Source organism: Bacillus sp. FAU18 (assembly GCF_056033885.1).
Genome location: NZ_JBVYHZ010000003.1, coordinates 434,726 through 451,665 on the forward strand (window position 1 = coordinate 434,726; position 16,940 = coordinate 451,665).

Below are 16,940 nucleotides of genomic sequence, written 5' to 3' on the forward strand. Positions count from 1 at the left end.
TGTCCCATACAACTCTTTTATGGACAAATCAACTATCTGCCTATAGATGCATAAACTTACTAAGGTGCTGAAAGAAACGAAATTGTTACGAAAGAAACGGGATTGGAGCTGATGTCACATGTGTGGAATTACGGGTTGGGTCGATTTTAAAAAGCAGCTCGTCCAGGAAAAACAAACGATGGACAGAATGACAGACACTCTTTCCAAACGAGGGCCTGATGATTCAAACGTTTGGGGGGAGCACCATGTTTTATTCGGACATAAAAGACTTGCGGTTGTTGATATTGAAGGCGGACGCCAGCCGATGGCGTGTACCTATAAAGGGGATACGTACACCATTATTTACAATGGCGAGCTTTATAACACGGAAGATTTGCGCAAAGAATTGCGGGCGCGGGGCCATCAATTCGAACGTACGTCAGATACCGAGGTGCTTCTGCACAGCTACATCGAATGGCAGGAAGACTGTGTCGACCATCTCAATGGCATATTCGCTTTCGCTGTGTGGGATGAAAAGCGTAATCTGCTGTTTGCCGCGAGAGACCGTCTCGGCGTAAAGCCGTTTTTTTACACGAAGGAAGGCTCTTCATTTCTCTTCGGATCAGAAATTAAGGCAATCCTCGCGCACCCTGATATAAAAGCGCGAGTGGACAGAACGGGACTTTCTGAAATTTTCGGTCTTGGACCGTCCAGAACCCCGGGCACTGGCATATTTAAAGGCATAAAAGAAATCCGCCCGGCTCATGCGCTGACATTTTCCAAAGACGGACTTAATATTTGGCGTTATTGGAATGTTGAAAGCGAAAAACATACGGACAGTTTTGATGACACGGTTGCCAATGTCAGATCGTTATTTCAGGACGCGGTGACGCGGCAGCTTGTGTCGGATGTGCCGGTTTGCACATTCCTATCAGGCGGTCTGGACTCAAGCGCAATTACAGCGATTGCGGCGGGCCATTTTGAAAAGGAAGGAAAAGCACCGCTTCATACTTATTCGATTGATTACGAAGAGAACGATAAATATTTTCAAGCAAGCGCTTTTCAGCCGAATGATGACGGACCATGGATTGAAAAAATGACAGAGGCTTTCGGCACAACGCACCACAAATGCGTCATCAGCCAAAAAGATCTCGTTGATCATTTGGAGGAAGCTGTACTGGTCAAAGACTTGCCGGGAATGGCGGATGTCGACTCATCCCTGCTGTGGTTTTGCCGGGAAATCAAAAAGGACTTTGTCGTCAGCCTATCGGGAGAGTGCGCGGATGAGATTTTCGGCGGGTACCCGTGGTTCCATACGGCAGATGTTGAGTCTGGCTTTCCATGGATGAGATCAACGGAGGAGCGGATCAAGCTGCTTTCTGACTCATGGCAGAAAAAATTGAATCTGAAAGAATACGTAAATGCCAAATATGAAGAAACCTTGGCAGAAACGCCATTATTAGACGGAGAAACGGGTGTGGATAAAGCAAGAAGACAGCTGTTCTATTTAAATATGCTTTGGTTTATGACGAACCTTTTGGATCGGAAGGATCGCATGAGCATGGGGGCGAGCTTGGAAGTGCGGGTGCCGTTCGCCGATCACCGGCTTGTGGAATATGTTTGGAATATTCCGTGGGAAATGAAAATGCATGATAATCGGGAAAAAGGCATTTTGCGCAAAGCGCTTGAAGGCATTTTGCCTGATGACATTCTGTATCGCAAAAAAAGCCCGTATCCGAAAACACATCATCCGGAATATACAAAAGGCGTCAGCGAATGGCTGAAAACGATCAGAAGCCAAAAGGACTCCGTGCTCCATACCTTGCTGGACAGAAAACAATTAGATCAGCTTTTAGAAACGGAAGGCTCCTCCTTCAAGGTGCCGTGGTTCGGGCAGCTCATGAAGGGGCCTCAGCTGATCGCCCATCTTGCTCAAATTCATACATGGTTTGAAGCGTATCGCATTGATATTGATGAAGGATAAAGAAAAAGCCGATTCTGCTCAAAGGAATCGGCTTTTTCTTCATATACAATTGCGAGAAAACATAATAGACTTGAAGAAGCAGTGATACATAGGAGTGAAAAGAAATGAAAGAGATAAAAGAAGCCTATCAGCAATGCGGCCAGATCGTCAGCGCCCGCGAACCAGCCTGTTACAAAGCATTTTCGTTTCTTCCGCTGAAGCAAAGGCAGGCGGCTTGGGCGGTTATGGCGTTTTGCCATACGGCAGCCAATGCGGATGAGAAGGCGTTATCTGCCATTGAAGCTGAGGCGGAAGATGTTTTTTCCGGTACGTATAACGGGAATCATTTTTTGTGGAAGGCTTTCGGCCATGCGTACCAAACCTTTACACTGGACAGCGAGCCATTCCGTGAGTTCATTGCCGCACAGAAAGCGGAAGATAAACCGTTTGGAAACCTTGATGAATTGCTCATGCACGCATACCAGACAGGCGGCGCAGCCGGATTGATGCTGCTCCCGATTATGGCGCGCCGGCATCAGAACCAGCTGACACATGCAGCTGGTTCTCTCGGTTTAGCGATTCAGCTGATTCGGATTCTGAGAGATTTCGGCACTGGCCAACAGCAAAAAAGCCGTATCCCTCGGGAAGTAATGCAGCAATTCGGCTATACAGAGGCTGATCTCCAAAAAGGCACCGTAAATAAAGCGTTCACAATGACGTGGGAGTATATCGCTTTTGAAGCAGAAGCCTACCTTGAAGAGTGTCAGGATGCCTTGCCGCTATTTCCGCAGTATTCTCAAAAAACGGTGAAAGCCGCTCTTCATTTGTACCGGGCTATTTTAGAAAAAATCCGGGCGAAGCAGCACGATGTATTTCAACATCACTTCGCTCTCACAGAGACCGAAGTGAAGCAGATTCTCTCTGATATCTAAAAAACACCCGGGCTTGATTGAGCCGGGTGTTACGCCATACCTTTTTGAATCCAGATACGTGAGCGCCATCTTCTGTACATTAAGATTCCCCGGACCCATTCATCCGCGATAAAAGAAATCCAAATGCCGGCAAGACCGAAACCGAGGTGGATGCCAAAAAGATAAGCAAGCGGGAGGCCGATGCCCCACATTGAAATCATTGCCATGTAAACTGGGAATTTCGCATCCCCCGCGGCCCGCAGAGAGTTAATGATAATGACATTAAACGAGCGGCCTGGTTCAAGGATAATGGTCATGGCAATCAATAGGCTTGCAGTTGCTATAATGTCAGGGCTTTGTGTGAAGAGTCCGATCAGGTCTTTTGAAAAGATCGTCATCAAAACAGAGGTAGCCGCAGCAATTCCGAGTGCCCAATATAAGCTCTTCATGCAGCGCTCATAAGCGGCATCAAATTGTTTGCCGCCGATATAACGGCCGATTAAGATTTGTGTACCCTGGCTGATCGCAGTGCCGAACAGCAAAATAAACATCGTAATATTTTGCGTATACACTTTTGTTGTCAACGCCTGCGCGCCCATGATGGCGATAAAATACGTGACAATCATTTGCGAAAGGTTGTATGAAAGCTGCTCTCCCGCAGAAGGAATGCCGATTTTCAGCAGCTTGCGCAAATGCTCTTTATGCATATGAAAGACTTTTTTCAGCGACATCTTCAGCTGAATGCGTTTGTTGACAATCACAATCATCGCGATTAATCCGATGACGCGGGCGATAGATGTGGACATGGCCACACCGGCAACGCCGAGAACAGGAAAGCCGAACAAACCGAAGATCACAACAAAGTTTCCGGCAATGTTTAAAATGTTCATGCCGATAGTGACAAACATTGTATCTTTTGTGTAGCCGTAGCTTTTTAAGATCGCGCTGAATGTCATGATTAAAGCCTGAATAAAGGACAGACCTCCGACAACTTGTAAAAAGACTTTCGCATCAGGCATCAGTGCGTTTGATAATCCCATCATATGAAGCAGAGGGACAGCCGCAAAAAAGACGACGGCGCTGATGGCCAGGCTGATGAAGAAGTTGGCGCCGATTGACACATAAGCGACTTCCATGGCTTCTTTCTTTTGCCGTGAGCCTAGAAATTGTGAAATGATAACGGTCGTTCCTGTTGCGATAAAGCTGAACATCACGATAATTAAATTTAAAATCTGGTTGCTGACGCCGACTGCTGCCACGCTGTTATCCGAGTATTGGCTGAGCATCAGTGTATCGGCATTACCCATAAACATATATAATGAGACCTCAATAAAGATCGGCCAAGTAAGCGAAAATAATGAGAACGTTTTGTCAGCGGGTTTTTTCAAAGCAGTTGATTTGAAGACAGCTTGTTTCATAGTGTCTAACCCCTTTCGTAAATAAAATCAACGTTTTAAAGTGTACCTCCATTTCCTTATAATAAAAAGGGATAGAAACGATACTTCTTGTAAAAATCCGACTTAAAAAGGAGGATGATTCAAATGCCTCGCATCCTGTTTACAGTCCCGCCTTTTCCGGTATTTATCGCAGCTGGGGAAGGGGTTTTTAAAAAAGGAGAAACCCATGTGAAACGTGTATTCTCCGTGTTTGATCTGATATATGTCAAACAGGGAACGTTATATATAACGGAAAATGAAACATCGTTTTCTGTTGAAGGCGGCGAGTACATCTTGCTTTCTCCCGGTCTTGAACACTACGGGACGAAGGGCAGTGATGAAGCAACCTCCTACTATTGGCTTCACTTCGATGAACATCGATATGAATTTACGGCAAAGGGAGGCAGCAACTGGTCTGAGCTTCAGCAGGAAAAAGGGAGCTTCGAAGAGCCGGCCCGCTACGGATTGGCCTTGCCGAGAAAAGGCAAGGTGCAGCGCCCGCAGTTTATGGCGCAGCAGTTTGAAAAGCTGATCGATTACTCCGCGGAAAACTCTGATTTGCCGCTCAGAAAGCAAATTTTATTTGAGGAGCTGATGCTGCATCTTCAAAAAGAAGCGTTCCAAATACCGTCTGCGAAAGAGCGGGTAGCCTGGGAGGCGGCCCGGTACTTACAGGAGCACTATAAGGAAAAGACGACAATCAAGGATCTGTCGCTCGCCCTTCACTATCATCAGGATTATGTGAGCCGCTGCATGCAGCAGGTGCTCGGCGTAACTCCGGCACAATACACGAACCGGGTGAGAATGACAGAAGCGAAGCGTCTTTTATCCTCTACAAATGATAAGATGGGCGTTATTGCGGAAACGATCGGAATGGAAGATCCGACATACTTTTCAAAACTCTTTAAGCAGATAGAAGGCATTTCACCAATTGAATACCGGAAAATTGTCAGCCGGAAAGTTCAATAACCAGACGAGGGATGAACATGAAAACAACAATTTACGATGTGGCAAAGGCGGCGGGTGTCTCGATCACAACTGTGTCGCGTGTAATTAACAATACGGGGAGAATCAGCGGCAAAACACGGCAGAAGGTCATGAATGTCATGAATGAAATGGCATACACGCCCAATGTCCACGCCGCGGCGTTAACGGGAAAACGAACGAATATGATAGCTCTCGTGGCGCCTGATATTTCAAATCCGTTTTACGGCGAACTGGCCAAAAGCATTGAGGAAAGAGCGGATGAGCTCGGTTTTCAAATGTTGATTTGCAGCACCGATTACGATCCGAAAAAAGAAACAAAGTATTTTTCTGTGCTGAAACAGAAAAAGGTGGATGGCATTATTTTTGCAACAGGGATTGAAAGCCATGACAGTATGTCTGCTTTGGAGGAAATCGCCAGTGAACAAATTCCGATTGCCATGATTTCTCAGGATAAGCCGCTGCTTCCGATGGATATTGTTGTGATAGATGACGTTCGTGGCGGATATGAGGCTGCCAAGCATCTTCTGTCACTCGGCCACACGAACATCGCCTGCATTGTCGGAGACGGTTCAACGACAGGCGAAAAAAATAGAATCAAAGGCTTCCGTCAGGCGATGGAGGAAGCGGGCGTGCCCATTGATGAATCACTTATCATCCAGACGCGGTTTTCCTTGGAAAGCGGCAAGGAAGAAGCGGGAAAATTGCTCGACAGGAACGTTCCGACTGCTATTTTTGCCTTCAACGACGTATTGGCCTGTGCCGCCATACAAGCTGCGAGAATAAGAGGCATAAAAGTGCCGGATGATCTTTCTATCATTGGTTTTGATAATACGATACTCGCAGAAATGGCGGCTCCGCCCCTGACAACCGTAGCCCAGCCGATAAAAGAGATGGGACGGAGCGTCATCGAACTGCTGGCAGAAGCAATAGAGGGAAAACGAAAGGCGAAACAAAAAATAGTGCTCCCTCCTGAGCTTGTAGTCAGACATTCTACATCACCGCTCAACACATGAACCCGCTAATGAGCGGGTTTTTTCATTATGACAGTTGAAGCCAAAAAAACATATTGCGTGTAAACCAAAGGCAGTGTAAAATGAAACCATCTTTTGAGAAAGCGCTTGCGCAAAATGGCAGAGCGGATAGAACCGCTGTTTTTTTAGCGGTTAAGAGAAAGCGCTTTCTCAAAGCGAGCCTGAAATGAGTTAAAGGAGAGGATGGGACGTGGAACATCAAGTAAGGTGCGCTGTATTAGGATTAGGAAGGCTCGGTTATGATCATGCAAAAAATCTTGTCACCAGTGTACCGGGAGCAAAGCTGGTTAGTGTCAGTGATCCGTTAAAAGGGAGAGCGGAGCAGGTTGCCAGAGAATTCGGTATCGAAAAATGGTCAGAGGACCCGTATGAAGTGTTAGAAGATCCCGGCATTGACGCTGTCATTATTGTAACGCCGACAAGCACACATGGTGATATGATCATCAAAGCAGCCGAGAACGGCAAACAGATCTTCGTTGAAAAACCGCTGACATTAAGCCTTGAGGAATCAAGAGCAGTTTCTGAAAAAGTGAAAGAGACAGGTGTCATCTGCCAAGTCGGCTTTATGAGACGATTCGATCCAGCATACGCAGATGCCAAACGGCGGATCGACGCTGGAGAAATCGGCAAACCTATCTATTATAAAGGCTTTACGCGCGACCAAGGCGCGCCTCCCGCAGAATTTATCAAACACAGCGGTGGAATTTTTATTGACTGTTCCATCCATGACTATGATATGGCCCGTTATTTGCTAGGGGCGGAAATCACTTCTGTTTCAGGACACGGCAGGATTCTGAACAATCCGTTCATGGAGCAGTATGGCGATGTGGATCAGGCGCTGACGTATATTGAATTTGACTCCGGCGCAGCGGGGGACGTCGAGGCAAGCAGAACCTCTCCATACGGACATGACATCCGGGCGGAGATTATCGGGACAGAGGGCAGTATTTTCATAGGGACATTGAGAAATAAACATGTGACCATCCTATCGGCTAAAGGGAGCAGTTTTGATATCATTCCAGACTTTCAAACTCGTTTTCATGAAGCCTACTGCTTGGAGCTTCAGCATTTCGCCGAGTGTGTCCGGAATGGAAAAACACCGATTGTGACTGAGATTGATGCGACGATCAATTTAGAAGTGGGCATCGCCGCAACCAATTCTTTTCGAAGCGGCAGGCCGGTACAGCTAGATGTGAAGCGTGCTTATACCGGTATGTAAAAGCTAGTATGTTTCATTTGAGGCTTTCCGCAAAAAAAGCAAGGACATTTTAGCCCTTGCTTCCTCTTTTCTCATATAAATAGTACATATAATCAGTAGGTACGCCAGAATGGCCCAGCTGTCTCAGCATGGCGGTTACGTTCCCTCTATGGTAAGTCCCGTGATTGACGACATGCAGGATGGTGTCTGCATAGGTTGATTCCAGTGTACCTAGTTTCGGATGCTGCATTGTGAAGGTCTGTTCTAAGTCCGTCTGGCGGCTGAAGAAATCATGATACTGTGACTCCAGCTCGGCAGCGTGCTGTTTAATCGCTGCCATATTACCTTGCGCGGACTCTAATTTGCCTGCGCTGTCTATAATCTCTTGGTAGGCCACTCCCGAAAGAACATTCAGCCAAATGTAGTCAGCCCTGCACATATGAAGCAGCACGTCGCTGACAGAAGGAAATACGCTCTTTACTTCTTGATAGGCAGTTTCCTCCGGCAGGTTTTCGATATGGTTAAATATTTTCTTGTTTGCCCAAGAATGATAGTCATAAAACTGTTTTGCATCAGTCATCAGCATGCCTCCTTTTCTAAGAAATTCGTTGTTTTCATTTGTTTCTCCTTCAATTGCAAAAGAGTGACACCCCAAAATATCCTGCCGCTGCCCACATTACCGCTGCAGAGCATTTGTTTACGATCAGCATAAGCCTGCCGCTCGTATCTATCGTCTGAAACAGCCGGCCCGCTATTGCAAGGCTGATAAACCAAATCCAAGACACAGCGATGCAGGCGGCCATAAAGAGCCATTTCTCAAGCCCCGAATATTGAAGAGAGCTCGTGCCGATGACGCCGATCGTGTCCAGAATGGCATGCGGGTTTAAAAGAGAAACAGCGGCCGCAAACGCAGCTTGCTTTTTTGGTGTGAACGTATGTTTCTCATTTTGGCTTGTCTTCGGACGGCTGTTCCAAGTCACCCAGCCCATATAGAGCAAAAATAAAAATCCGCCGGCCATCATGACTGTCTCAAACACGGGCAGCTCCTGCACAATGACAGATACGCCCGCAACGGCTAATACGATTAACAGGGTATCGCAGACTGAAGCACTGATGACAGCTGGGAGAGCCCGCCAAATATGCTTTTGCCACGCGCCTTGCTGAAAAATAAACACATTCTGCACTCCCAGCGGCAAAATTAAGCCAAACGCGAGCACAATTCCGTGAATGATTGCATTCATGCTGAAAAAGCTCCCTTCACATTTTTTTCAATCATAAGAGAGATTGTCACTAAAGTCTCCAGCCATTTGGTTGGGTTAGGAACCAGCCAAATGTATAATGTGTAAAAAAGGGGGGCATGACCTTGTCGCAATGGCAGCCAAGCCGAAAGTCGGATGTTCCGCTGCATCGGCAGATCGAACAATATATGAAAGACAAGATTCTTCACGGAGAGTGGGCTGTAGGGACGAAAATCCCCTCACAGAGAACGCTGGCCGACATGTTTCAAGTCAACCGCAGCACAGTCACAGCAGCCATAGATGAACTCACGTCTCAAGGCTTGTTAGAGGGAAGAAGAGGCGGCGGTACGAAGGTTGTAAACAGTACTTGGAGCGTGCTGGCGGCTGAGCCTCCGCTTGATTGGAGCGATTACGTCCGTTCAGGCATTCATCGCGCCAATTCTTCCATCATTCAAGCTATTAATCAGAACGAACCAAGAGCGGATATCATCAGATTAGGAACTGGAGAACTTTCACCGGATCTTGTGCCTGCTGACACAATTGGACGGATGTTTCAGCAAATCAATCCGGGCGCCCTGTCTTTAGGATATGAGCAGCCGAAAGGAAACCGTCAGCTGCGGGAGGCAGTGGCCGACCATTTAAAAGGAAAGAAGATCCATGTGTCACCGTCTGCAATTTTAATTGTGTCCGGTGCACTTCAGGCACTTCAGCTCATCTCAATTGGACTTTTAAAACGAGATTCTGTCATTTTGACGGAGAAGCCGTCCTACCTTCAATCCTTGCATGTATTTCAATCAGCTGGGATGCGGCTTCGCGGCTTGCCGATGGATGATGAAGGGGTCAAAGCGGGGCTTGTTTCTTCTAATCGAAAACAATATGGAGGACAGCTGCTTTACACGATTCCGTCGTTTCATAATCCGACAGGCACAGTCATGTCAGAGCAGCGAAGGAAAGAGATCATCAGCCTTTCAAAAAAAGAGCAGCTGCCCATCATTGAGGATGATGCGTACGGTGATTTATGGTTTGAAGAAAAACCGCCGCAGCCGTTGAAAGCAATGGATCATGAGGGCAATATTCTGTATCTGGGCACGTTTTCAAAAATGGTTAGCCCCGGTCTGCGAATCGGCTGGCTTGTCGGTCCGGAGCCGGTTATTGAAAGGCTGGCGGACATTAAAATGCAGACAGACTACGGATCAAGCGGCCTGTCCCAGTGGGCGGCTGCCGAGTGGCTGTCACAGGGATATTATGAAGAGCATCTGACTTGGGTACGCAGGAAGCTTAAAGAAAGGAGAGACGCCGCCGTTCATTTTCTCGAGCGGTATGCCGGGGACATTGCCACGTGGCGGATTCCCGCAGGCGGCTTTTATATTTGGGTGACATTTCACAAAAACCTGCCTGTCAGCCGTTTCTTTTATGGATTGCTGAAACGGCAGGTGCTTGTGAATCCCGGCTACATTTATGACGGTGAAGACCGAAACAGCATCAGGCTGTCATATTCCTATGCATCTCTTGGAGATTTGGAAACTGGCATTAAAGCGGCAGCCGAAACAGCACGCCGCCTGATGATGTCCTAGGCTTTGGTTATACGATGACAGCTCCCAGTGCCCTGGCGAAGGCAATCGCATGCTCAGGTGCGATTTTGCAGCCTTTCAATTTGTCGAGGGAGACATGAAGCTGTTCAAAACGGCACGTGCTGATGTCCATGTTTTGAAGGGACGTGCCGGTAAAGCTGGCGCCTTCCAATTCGCACCTGTCAAAGTGTGTCTGCTGGAGCACCGTATTGCTGCATTCACTTTGCATAAGAGCACAGTGATCAAATCGAACTTGTTTCATATTTGAGTACGAAAATGAGCTGAAATGTCCGTGGCATTCCTCGAATGAAACATTCCGCAGCGTTGCTTCCGCCACATTCATTCCAACCATTTTTGACTGCTTAACAGAAGTTCTGTGAATGACAGCCCCGCTGAAATCGGCGTTTGATAAATCGCATTTTTCAAAGATCACATCGGTCAGTTCAATATGCCGAAAAGACACATCGATAAAGACGACATTTCTGAATACCGTTTTTTCCACACAAAGTCTTTCGATATCTTCGCCGCAGATTGTACAATCTTCAAACAAATGCATGCTGATTACATCATCCTGCGTCACGGCATCATGAAAATCTGCGGTTTGCAGGTTTTCCGGTATGTTCGGTTTTTGAATTGCGATTTTATTCATGTGATGACATCCTTTTCTGCCCGAAAAACAGAGGCTTCCGGGTTCAATTTAATAGATCGTTAAGGAAATTGATACATATAGTAAATCGTGAAGAGCCTTTTCTTGGTACAGCAGCCCGCTTGTTTTGTAAGCATAAATGGAAAGCTTCCTATACGTCAAGGCGTTTACAGGCCGGGAAAGCCAAAGGGAACAGGAGGAATGCGTAATGGGGCATTACGTCAAAACCGAGGAGCATGTGACACTGTTTGTAGAGGATATTGGACATGGAAGGCCGATCATCTTTTTGCACGGGTGGCCGTTGAATCATAAGATGTTTGAATATCAAATGAATGAGCTTCCGAAAAGGGGATTTCGTTTTATCGGCGTTGATTTACGGGGATATGGGCAATCTGACCGCCCTTGGGAAGGCTACGATTATGACACGATGGCTGATGATGTGAAGGCAGTCATTTATACGCTGCAGCTTGAGAATGCGATTCTTGCCGGTTTTTCGATGGGCGGCGCCATTGCAATCCGTTATATGGCAAGGCATGAAGGAGCCGATGTTGATAAGCTGATTTTACTGTCTGCAGCGGCACCCGCATTTACAAAACGCCCGGGTTATCCGTACGGGATGAGGAAGCAGGATATTGACGATATGATTGAATTGTTCAAAGCTGATCGGCCCAAAACACTGGCTGATTTAGGGAAACAGTTTTTTGAGAAAAAAGTGTCTCCAGAGCTTAGACAGTGGTTTCTCAATCTGATGCTGGAGGCTTCCTCCTACGGGACGATCCATTCGGGCATCGCATTAAGAGACGAAGATCTCAGAAAGGAACTTGCTGCAATCAAGGTGCCGACGCTGATCCTGCACGGGAGAAAGGATAGAATTGCGCCGTTTGATTTTGCGAAAGAATTGAAGCGCGGCATCAAACAGTCGGAATTGGTTCCGTTTGCAAACAGCGGGCACGGAGCATTTTATGAAGAAAAAGAGAAGATTAACAGTTTGATTGCGCAGTTCTCCAACTCATAAGAAAAAACCCGACATTGATCGGGTTTTTTATATAATACCTCTGTTTTGCAGTGCGTTAATGATGAGATCAGCTCCATCGGAAATAGAGGTCTGGTCTGACTCAATGATGAAATCGGGTGAAAGCGGCGCTTCATACGGAGAATCGATCCCGGTGAAATGTTTGATCTCTCCGTTTCGCGCTTTTTTGTAAAGCCCTTTTGGATCGCGCTGTTCACAAACATGCAGCGGGCACTTCACATAAATTTCGAAGAACTCACCTTTAGGAAAGAGTGCTCTAACCATGTCCCGATCCTCTCTGAATGGAGAAATAAAAGCCGTTAAAATCATTTGCCCGCTGTCGACAAACAGCTTCGCCACTTCTCCGATCCGGCGGATGTTTTCAATCCTGTCACCAGTCTGAAATCCAAGATCTTTGTTTAAGCCGTGGCGGATATTATCACCATCAAGCACATAGCTTTGAATGCCCTTGCGGTAAAGTTTTTCATCGACTGCATTGGCCAGCACCGATTTTCCGGAGCCGGACAAACCTGTAAACCAGAGGACGCAGCTTTTGTGTCCGTTTAAGGACTGTCTGTCAGACTTTGAGATGGCAGCGGGATGCCAAATGATGTTCGGATTGTGTGTCATTGCAATTCCCCGCTGTTTTGCTTGATGGCAACAGGCTGTTGGTGAAGTCCCTTGATCAGCACGGCTGCGACCTCAGGCCGGCTGAATTCTTTAGGCGGCTTTTTGCCTTGGCGGAGAAGCTCTCTCACTTTTGTGCCTGATAAGTGGATGTGGTCTCTCGGGTGGTGCGGACATGTTTTGGAGGTGCCCATGTTTCCGCATTTTCGGCAATAAAAGCTGTGCTCAAAAAACAGCGGCTTGATGCCCAGCTCTTCCTCTGTGAATGATTGAAAAATATTTTGGGCGTCGTATGTTCCATAGTAGCTGCCGACACCTGCGTGATCACGGCCTACAATAAAATGGGTGCAGCCGTAATTTTTTCGGACGAGCGCATGGAAAATCGCTTCCCGCGGACCTGCATAACGCATGGCGGCAGGGAAAACCGATAACATGACACGATCCTTTGGATAATAGTGATTAAGCAAAGCCTGGTAGCTCTCCATTCTGATATCGCTGGGGATATCGTCTGACTTTGTTTCTCCGACAAGCGGGTGAAGCAGCAGACCGTCGACCGTTTCTAACGCTGTTTTTTGAATATATTCATGAGCTCTATGAACAGGGTTCCTGGTTTGAAAGCCGACAATCGTTTTCCAGCCGAGTTTTTCAAAGGCCGCTCTTGTTTCTGCGGGCGTTGCATAAAACTGTTCGAAAGATTTGTCAGGCAGGCGGCTGACCGTGATAGGCCCTCCGATATAGTAATCCGGGCGAGCCAGCAATTTTTTTATGCCTGGGTGGGCAGGATCGTTTGTTTTAAAAACAGACAGTGCTTCTTGTGTTTTATCAGGCTGGTATATATCGGTGACTGTGATCATGCCGTAGGTAACACCGTCTTTCACAAGCTTGACGTGATCTCCGGCAGACAGCTGTTTTGCTGTTTTTTCTCCGACAGGCAGCGTAATCGGCAGGCTCCACGGCAAGCCGTTTGCCAGCCTCATCTCTTTCACAACGGAATGATAATCTTTTTCTCCCAAAAAACCTGTTAACGGGCTGTATCCGCCGATCGCGATAAGCTCCAGATCGCTCAGTGCAAGCTGATCCAGCTCTGCTTGGCACGCGCACCCTTCAAAATGGCATGCGGGATCACAGCGGTTGATTAATACCCCTCCGTGGGGCTCGTTTCCATTCAACGTGTTCAACCTCCATTTATACGTTTCCTTGTTTTCTTTTCTGCACTTAATGAAAGTTTGACATCAGCGCCTTAACATCATTTCGATTCTCACAGCAAGAACCTGCCATCCGCTATTCCTGATGCAGGCCGCATTCTGTTTTCTCCCGTCCGGCCCATCTTCCAGCCCTCTCATCGTTCGGGTCCGAGGAAGGCAATGTACACATTTCACAGCCTATGCTCGGATAATGTTGATCGTGCAGTTTGTTATAAGGCAAATTGTGCAGGCGGATGTACGTCCAAACGTCATCCCATGTCCAGTGGATGAGCGGGCAAATTTTGATGAGCTCAAACTTCTGGTCCAGGTTTACGTATTGAATATGCTTTCTCGTTGGTGACTGCTCCCGGCGCAGTCCTGAAATCCAAGCTGTCATGCCGGACAGGTGCTTTTTGAGCGGTTCGATTTTCCGCAATTGGCAGCAGAGGTTCGGGTTATGCTTCCACAGCTCTCCACCGTACTTCGTCCCCTGTTCTGTTAAGCTCAGCTCGGGTTCGAGCATCTGGATTGCAAATCCCGGATATCGCTCTTTGACGGTATCGATCAGCTCATATGTTTCCTGAAAATGAAGCCCGGTATCCAAAAAGATGATGTGCGCGTTTTTGTTGATTTTTGATATTAAGTCGAGAAGCACCATTCCTTCTGCGCCAAAGCTGCATGCGTAAACAATCTTTTCTCCGTACGTTCGGTAAGCCCATTTCAACACATCAAGCTCATCGATCAATTGATCCGTTATCTGTTTGGACAGCATGTCGTTCCATGTGTCATATGTGATGGTTTCGTTCAATGTTTTCCCCCCGTTTGCATTTGCTTTTTTTATCTATTGATCGAGTTATAGGCAGACTATTCATTTTTTGCATAAAGGTTCAGGGTTTTTAGGTGCCGCGCCCGCCTAAGATGAGGTGCGGAACCATTAAGAGCCCGGCTGAATATGCTTTTTAGCAAAATGGTTTTATGCCCAAGGAGAGGTAGTATGCCGATTGCCATTTATCAGGGGCATCATCATTCGCTTGCCCCGGCTGATATTAACATCATCATTGATGTCATCAGAGCCTTTACGGTCGCCCATTATGCGTTTATCGGCGGGGCGAAAGAGATTTTGTTGGTCCGGACAGCTGATGAAGCCTTTGTGCTGAAAGACACCTATCCGGATTATGTTTTGACGGGAGAGGAAAAGGGGGTCGGTATCAGCGGATTTGATTTAGATAATTCTCCAAAACGTATGGCTGGGCAGGATATGGCGGATAAGCGCCTGATCCAGAAAACAACAAACGGCGTCACAGCGGCATTGGGGGCGCTGAACGCAAAGCACCTGTTCGTAACTGGATTTTCCAATGCCAAAACAACGGCAGAGCATGTGAAAAAGCTGGCCGCAAATGATTGTGTCATGAACATTGTGGCTTCCCACCCATCAGGTGATGACGATATGGCGTGTGCGGAGTATATCAAAGGCATCATTGAAGGGACAAATGCGGTAACGGCTGAGGAGGCGATTGAAAGAATAAAACGCTCTTCTGTTGCGGAGAAATTTTTTGACAGCCGCCAGCCATTGTTTGATTCGGAAGACATCGTTTACTGTACAAAAGAACTGACGGGCGATTTCGTGATGAAAGTGAAACAGGATGGAGAAGTTCCAACGATAGAGAGGGTCATAATATGAATGATTTTTCACTAGAATTGCCAGTGAGAACAAACAAGCCGAGAGAAACCGGGCAGTCCATCTTAATTGATAACGGCTATCCCTTGCAATTTTTCAAAGATGTCATAGCCGGAGCGTCCGACTATATTGATTTTGTGAAATTCGGCTGGGGCACATCATTACTTACGAAAGATCTTGAAGAAAAAATCAGCACACTGAAAGAACATGACATTACATTTTTCTTTGGCGGCACACTGTTTGAGAAGTACGTAAGCCAGAAAAAAGTGAATGAATTTCATCGGTACTGCACCTATTTCGGCTGTGAATATATTGAGATTTCAAACGGTACGCTCCCGATGACAAATAAAGAGAAAGCGGCTTACATTGCCGATTTTTCTGATGAATTTCTTGTGCTCAGTGAGGTGGGCAGCAAGGATGAGGAATTAGCAAGCCGGCAAAGCTCTGAGGAATGGCTTGAATATATCGTTGAGGATATGGAAGCGGGCGCGGAAAAAGTGATTACAGAAGCCAGAGAAAGCGGAACGGGAGGGATCTGTTCCAGCAGCGGCGATGTCAGGTTTCAAATTGTTGACGACATCATTTCCTCGGATATTGATATCAACAGGCTGATTTTTGAAGCGCCTAACAAAACGCTTCAGCAAGGGTTTATTCAAAAAATCGGACCGAATGTGAATCTGGCCAATATTCCATTTCATGATGCCATCGCGTTGGAAACGCTGCGTTTAGGGCTAAGATCTGATACCTTTTTTCTGTAAAGCAGCGGCTGCGGGGCTCTCGTCGTGAAGAGAGCCTCTGCCTATTATTTTTTATGGCGGTACATAGGCGTGAGATAGGGAAGTGAGGTCAGACGGATGTTGTAGATGAAGTCGATGACTCTTGTCGATATCACTTGGCATATCAGGGCTTGAATGACGATGCCCCAGTCAATAATAGACGCGGTGACCATAAAAATGATGCAATTCATGATGAGCAGGATCGTTCCAGGATTCCCGCCGCGGTAGATAGAAATCATCAGAGCAAGGGCTCCGAATCCTCCGTTCGAAATTTTATATTTGTATAAAAGTCCGATGCCGAGTCCCAATAACACTGCGCCGCTTACCAGATCAAGCCACAGATTAGATGTGATATCCGGAAAAACCGCATCAAAGATCAATACCGAGACAGAGGTGACGGTGATAGAAGCAAGGGTGCCGGTGAATGTTCTCATCTCCAGCCATTTTAAAGCGGTAAAAAGCATTGATACATTCACAGCCCACACTGAAAACCCGTGGGGGATTTGAAACAGATAATGCAATAGCACCGCAATACCTGCTGCACCGCCTGTCGGAATATCATGCGGAAATAAAAACAAGGACATGCCGAGTCCCTGTAGTACGCCGCCTACGACAATCATAAACGTAAGTTTTGCTTTCATCAGCAGTTCAGCCATTAAGTCATTTGCTCCTTTATGAAAAGACTTGTCCGCTGTTTTCATTT

The 16,940-nt window shown here is 46.9% G+C and carries 15 protein-coding genes and 2 pseudogenes; 9 read left to right on the forward strand and 8 right to left on the reverse strand.

Features of this window, described 5'->3' with window-relative positions; translation table 11 throughout:
* Positions 1 to 118: 118 nt before the first annotated feature.
* Positions 119 to 1,963, forward strand: coding sequence for an asparagine synthase (glutamine-hydrolyzing) (gene asnB / locus AC0OMU_RS02470; RefSeq protein ID WP_015383301.1), 1,845 nt, complete (start codon positions 119 to 121; stop codon positions 1,961 to 1,963).
* A gap of 81 nt (positions 1,964 to 2,044) precedes the next feature.
* Positions 2,045 to 2,874, forward strand: a pseudogene (locus AC0OMU_RS02475) (phytoene/squalene synthase family protein).
* Positions 2,875 to 2,903: 29 nt separating this feature from the next.
* Here AC0OMU_RS02475 and AC0OMU_RS02480 read toward each other — a convergent pair.
* Entirely contained in the window at positions 2,904 to 4,271 is a 1,368-nt protein-coding gene (locus AC0OMU_RS02480) for an MATE family efflux transporter (protein WP_014476390.1), read from the reverse strand.
* Between the two features lie 123 nt (positions 4,272 to 4,394).
* Between AC0OMU_RS02480 and AC0OMU_RS02485 the strand changes: the two genes are divergently transcribed.
* The 3 genes from AC0OMU_RS02485 (at position 4,395) to iolX (ending at position 7,526) form a co-directional block, all read left to right on the forward strand.
* Positions 4,395 to 5,258, forward strand: a complete 864-nt coding sequence (locus tag AC0OMU_RS02485; RefSeq protein WP_015483064.1) for an AraC family transcriptional regulator — start codon at positions 4,395 to 4,397, stop codon at positions 5,256 to 5,258.
* Between the two features lie 17 nt (positions 5,259 to 5,275).
* Positions 5,276 to 6,289, forward strand: a complete 1,014-nt coding sequence (gene degA / locus AC0OMU_RS02490; protein ID WP_015483065.1) for a transcriptional regulator DegA — start codon at positions 5,276 to 5,278, stop codon at positions 6,287 to 6,289.
* A gap of 208 nt (positions 6,290 to 6,497) precedes the next feature.
* Entirely contained in the window at positions 6,498 to 7,526 is a 1,029-nt protein-coding gene (gene iolX, locus AC0OMU_RS02495; RefSeq protein WP_015383305.1) for a scyllo-inositol 2-dehydrogenase, read from the forward strand.
* A gap of 49 nt (positions 7,527 to 7,575) precedes the next feature.
* Here iolX and AC0OMU_RS02500 read toward each other — a convergent pair whose 3' ends face one another.
* Complete coding sequence (locus tag AC0OMU_RS02500) at positions 7,576 to 8,085, reverse strand: DinB family protein (protein WP_015483067.1); 510 nt, start codon at positions 8,083 to 8,085, stop codon at positions 7,576 to 7,578.
* 49 nt (positions 8,086 to 8,134) lie between these two features.
* Positions 8,135 to 8,796: pseudogene (locus AC0OMU_RS02505) on the reverse strand (LysE family transporter).
* 66 nt (positions 8,797 to 8,862) lie between these two features.
* On the opposite strand from AC0OMU_RS02505, the gene AC0OMU_RS02510 reads away from it, so the two are divergent.
* Positions 8,863 to 10,317: an aminotransferase-like domain-containing protein gene (locus AC0OMU_RS02510; protein WP_015383308.1), complete on the forward strand. Its 1,455-nt coding sequence runs from the start codon at positions 8,863 to 8,865 to the stop codon at positions 10,315 to 10,317.
* Between the two features lie 7 nt (positions 10,318 to 10,324).
* Here AC0OMU_RS02510 and AC0OMU_RS02515 read toward each other — a convergent pair whose 3' ends face one another.
* Positions 10,325 to 10,963 carry a pentapeptide repeat-containing protein gene (locus tag AC0OMU_RS02515; RefSeq protein WP_015383309.1) on the reverse strand — a complete coding sequence of 213 codons (639 nt, stop codon included), beginning with the start codon at positions 10,961 to 10,963 and terminating at the stop codon, positions 10,325 to 10,327.
* A gap of 205 nt (positions 10,964 to 11,168) precedes the next feature.
* Between AC0OMU_RS02515 and AC0OMU_RS02520 the strand changes: the two genes are divergently transcribed.
* Positions 11,169 to 11,975, forward strand: coding sequence for an alpha/beta fold hydrolase (locus AC0OMU_RS02520; RefSeq protein WP_015483069.1), 807 nt, complete (start codon positions 11,169 to 11,171; stop codon positions 11,973 to 11,975).
* A 27-nt stretch (positions 11,976 to 12,002) separates the two neighbouring features.
* Here the strand turns inward: AC0OMU_RS02520 and cysC are convergent, their stop codons facing one another.
* The 3 genes from cysC to AC0OMU_RS02535 all read right to left on the reverse strand — a co-directional run bounded on the left by cysC (position 12,003) and on the right by AC0OMU_RS02535 (position 14,591).
* Positions 12,003 to 12,602: an adenylyl-sulfate kinase gene (gene cysC, locus AC0OMU_RS02525; RefSeq protein ID WP_003245829.1), complete on the reverse strand. Its 600-nt coding sequence runs from the start codon at positions 12,600 to 12,602 to the stop codon at positions 12,003 to 12,005.
* Positions 12,599 to 13,768 carry a sulfate adenylyltransferase gene (gene sat / locus AC0OMU_RS02530; protein ID WP_015383311.1) on the reverse strand — a complete coding sequence of 390 codons (1,170 nt, stop codon included), beginning with the start codon at positions 13,766 to 13,768 and terminating at the stop codon, positions 12,599 to 12,601. The genes cysC and sat overlap by 4 nt, the downstream gene beginning before the upstream one ends.
* Positions 13,769 to 13,880: 112 nt before the next feature.
* Entirely contained in the window at positions 13,881 to 14,591 is a 711-nt protein-coding gene (locus tag AC0OMU_RS02535) for a phosphoadenylyl-sulfate reductase (protein WP_080344184.1), read from the reverse strand.
* A 186-nt stretch (positions 14,592 to 14,777) separates the two neighbouring features.
* Between AC0OMU_RS02535 and AC0OMU_RS02540 the strand changes: the two genes are divergently transcribed.
* Complete coding sequence (locus AC0OMU_RS02540; RefSeq protein ID WP_063335023.1) at positions 14,778 to 15,464, forward strand: 2-phosphosulfolactate phosphatase; 687 nt, start codon at positions 14,778 to 14,780, stop codon at positions 15,462 to 15,464.
* The gene (locus tag AC0OMU_RS02545; RefSeq protein ID WP_327830557.1) at positions 15,461 to 16,219 is read left to right on the forward strand and encodes a phosphosulfolactate synthase; all 759 of its coding nucleotides are present in this window, start codon (positions 15,461 to 15,463) and stop codon (positions 16,217 to 16,219) included. Before AC0OMU_RS02540 ends, AC0OMU_RS02545 begins: the two co-directional genes overlap by 4 nt.
* Positions 16,220 to 16,263: 44 nt before the next feature.
* Here AC0OMU_RS02545 and AC0OMU_RS02550 read toward each other — a convergent pair whose 3' ends face one another.
* On the reverse strand, positions 16,264 to 16,893 hold the full coding sequence (locus AC0OMU_RS02550) for a YitT family protein (protein ID WP_340035041.1): 630 nt from the start codon (positions 16,891 to 16,893) through the stop codon (positions 16,264 to 16,266).
* Positions 16,894 to 16,940 lie beyond the last annotated feature (47 nt).

Bases quoted from the DNA above. Each gene is read 5' to 3' on its own strand.
- AC0OMU_RS02500 (WP_015483067.1), bottom strand. From the start codon at position 8,085: ATGACTGATGCAAAACAGTTTTATGACTATCATTCTTGGGCAAACAAG.
- cysC (WP_003245829.1), bottom strand. From the start codon at position 12,602: ATGACACACAATCCGAACATCATTTGGCATCCCGCTGCCATCTCAAAG.
- AC0OMU_RS02550 (WP_340035041.1), bottom strand. From the start codon at position 16,893: ATGGCTGAACTGCTGATGAAAGCAAAACTTACGTTTATGATTGTCGTA.
- AC0OMU_RS02520 (WP_015483069.1), top strand. From the start codon at position 11,169: ATGGGGCATTACGTCAAAACCGAGGAGCATGTGACACTGTTTGTAGAG.
- AC0OMU_RS02510 (WP_015383308.1), top strand. From the start codon at position 8,863: ATGACCTTGTCGCAATGGCAGCCAAGCCGAAAGTCGGATGTTCCGCTG.
- AC0OMU_RS02480 (WP_014476390.1), bottom strand. From the start codon at position 4,271: ATGAAACAAGCTGTCTTCAAATCAACTGCTTTGAAAAAACCCGCTGAC.
- AC0OMU_RS02485 (WP_015483064.1), top strand. From the start codon at position 4,395: ATGCCTCGCATCCTGTTTACAGTCCCGCCTTTTCCGGTATTTATCGCA.
- AC0OMU_RS02540 (WP_063335023.1), top strand. From the start codon at position 14,778: ATGCCGATTGCCATTTATCAGGGGCATCATCATTCGCTTGCCCCGGCT.
- AC0OMU_RS02515 (WP_015383309.1), bottom strand. From the start codon at position 10,963: ATGAATAAAATCGCAATTCAAAAACCGAACATACCGGAAAACCTGCAA.
- AC0OMU_RS02545 (WP_327830557.1), top strand. From the start codon at position 15,461: ATGAATGATTTTTCACTAGAATTGCCAGTGAGAACAAACAAGCCGAGA.
- degA (WP_015483065.1), top strand. From the start codon at position 5,276: ATGAAAACAACAATTTACGATGTGGCAAAGGCGGCGGGTGTCTCGATC.
- asnB (WP_015383301.1), top strand. From the start codon at position 119: ATGTGTGGAATTACGGGTTGGGTCGATTTTAAAAAGCAGCTCGTCCAG.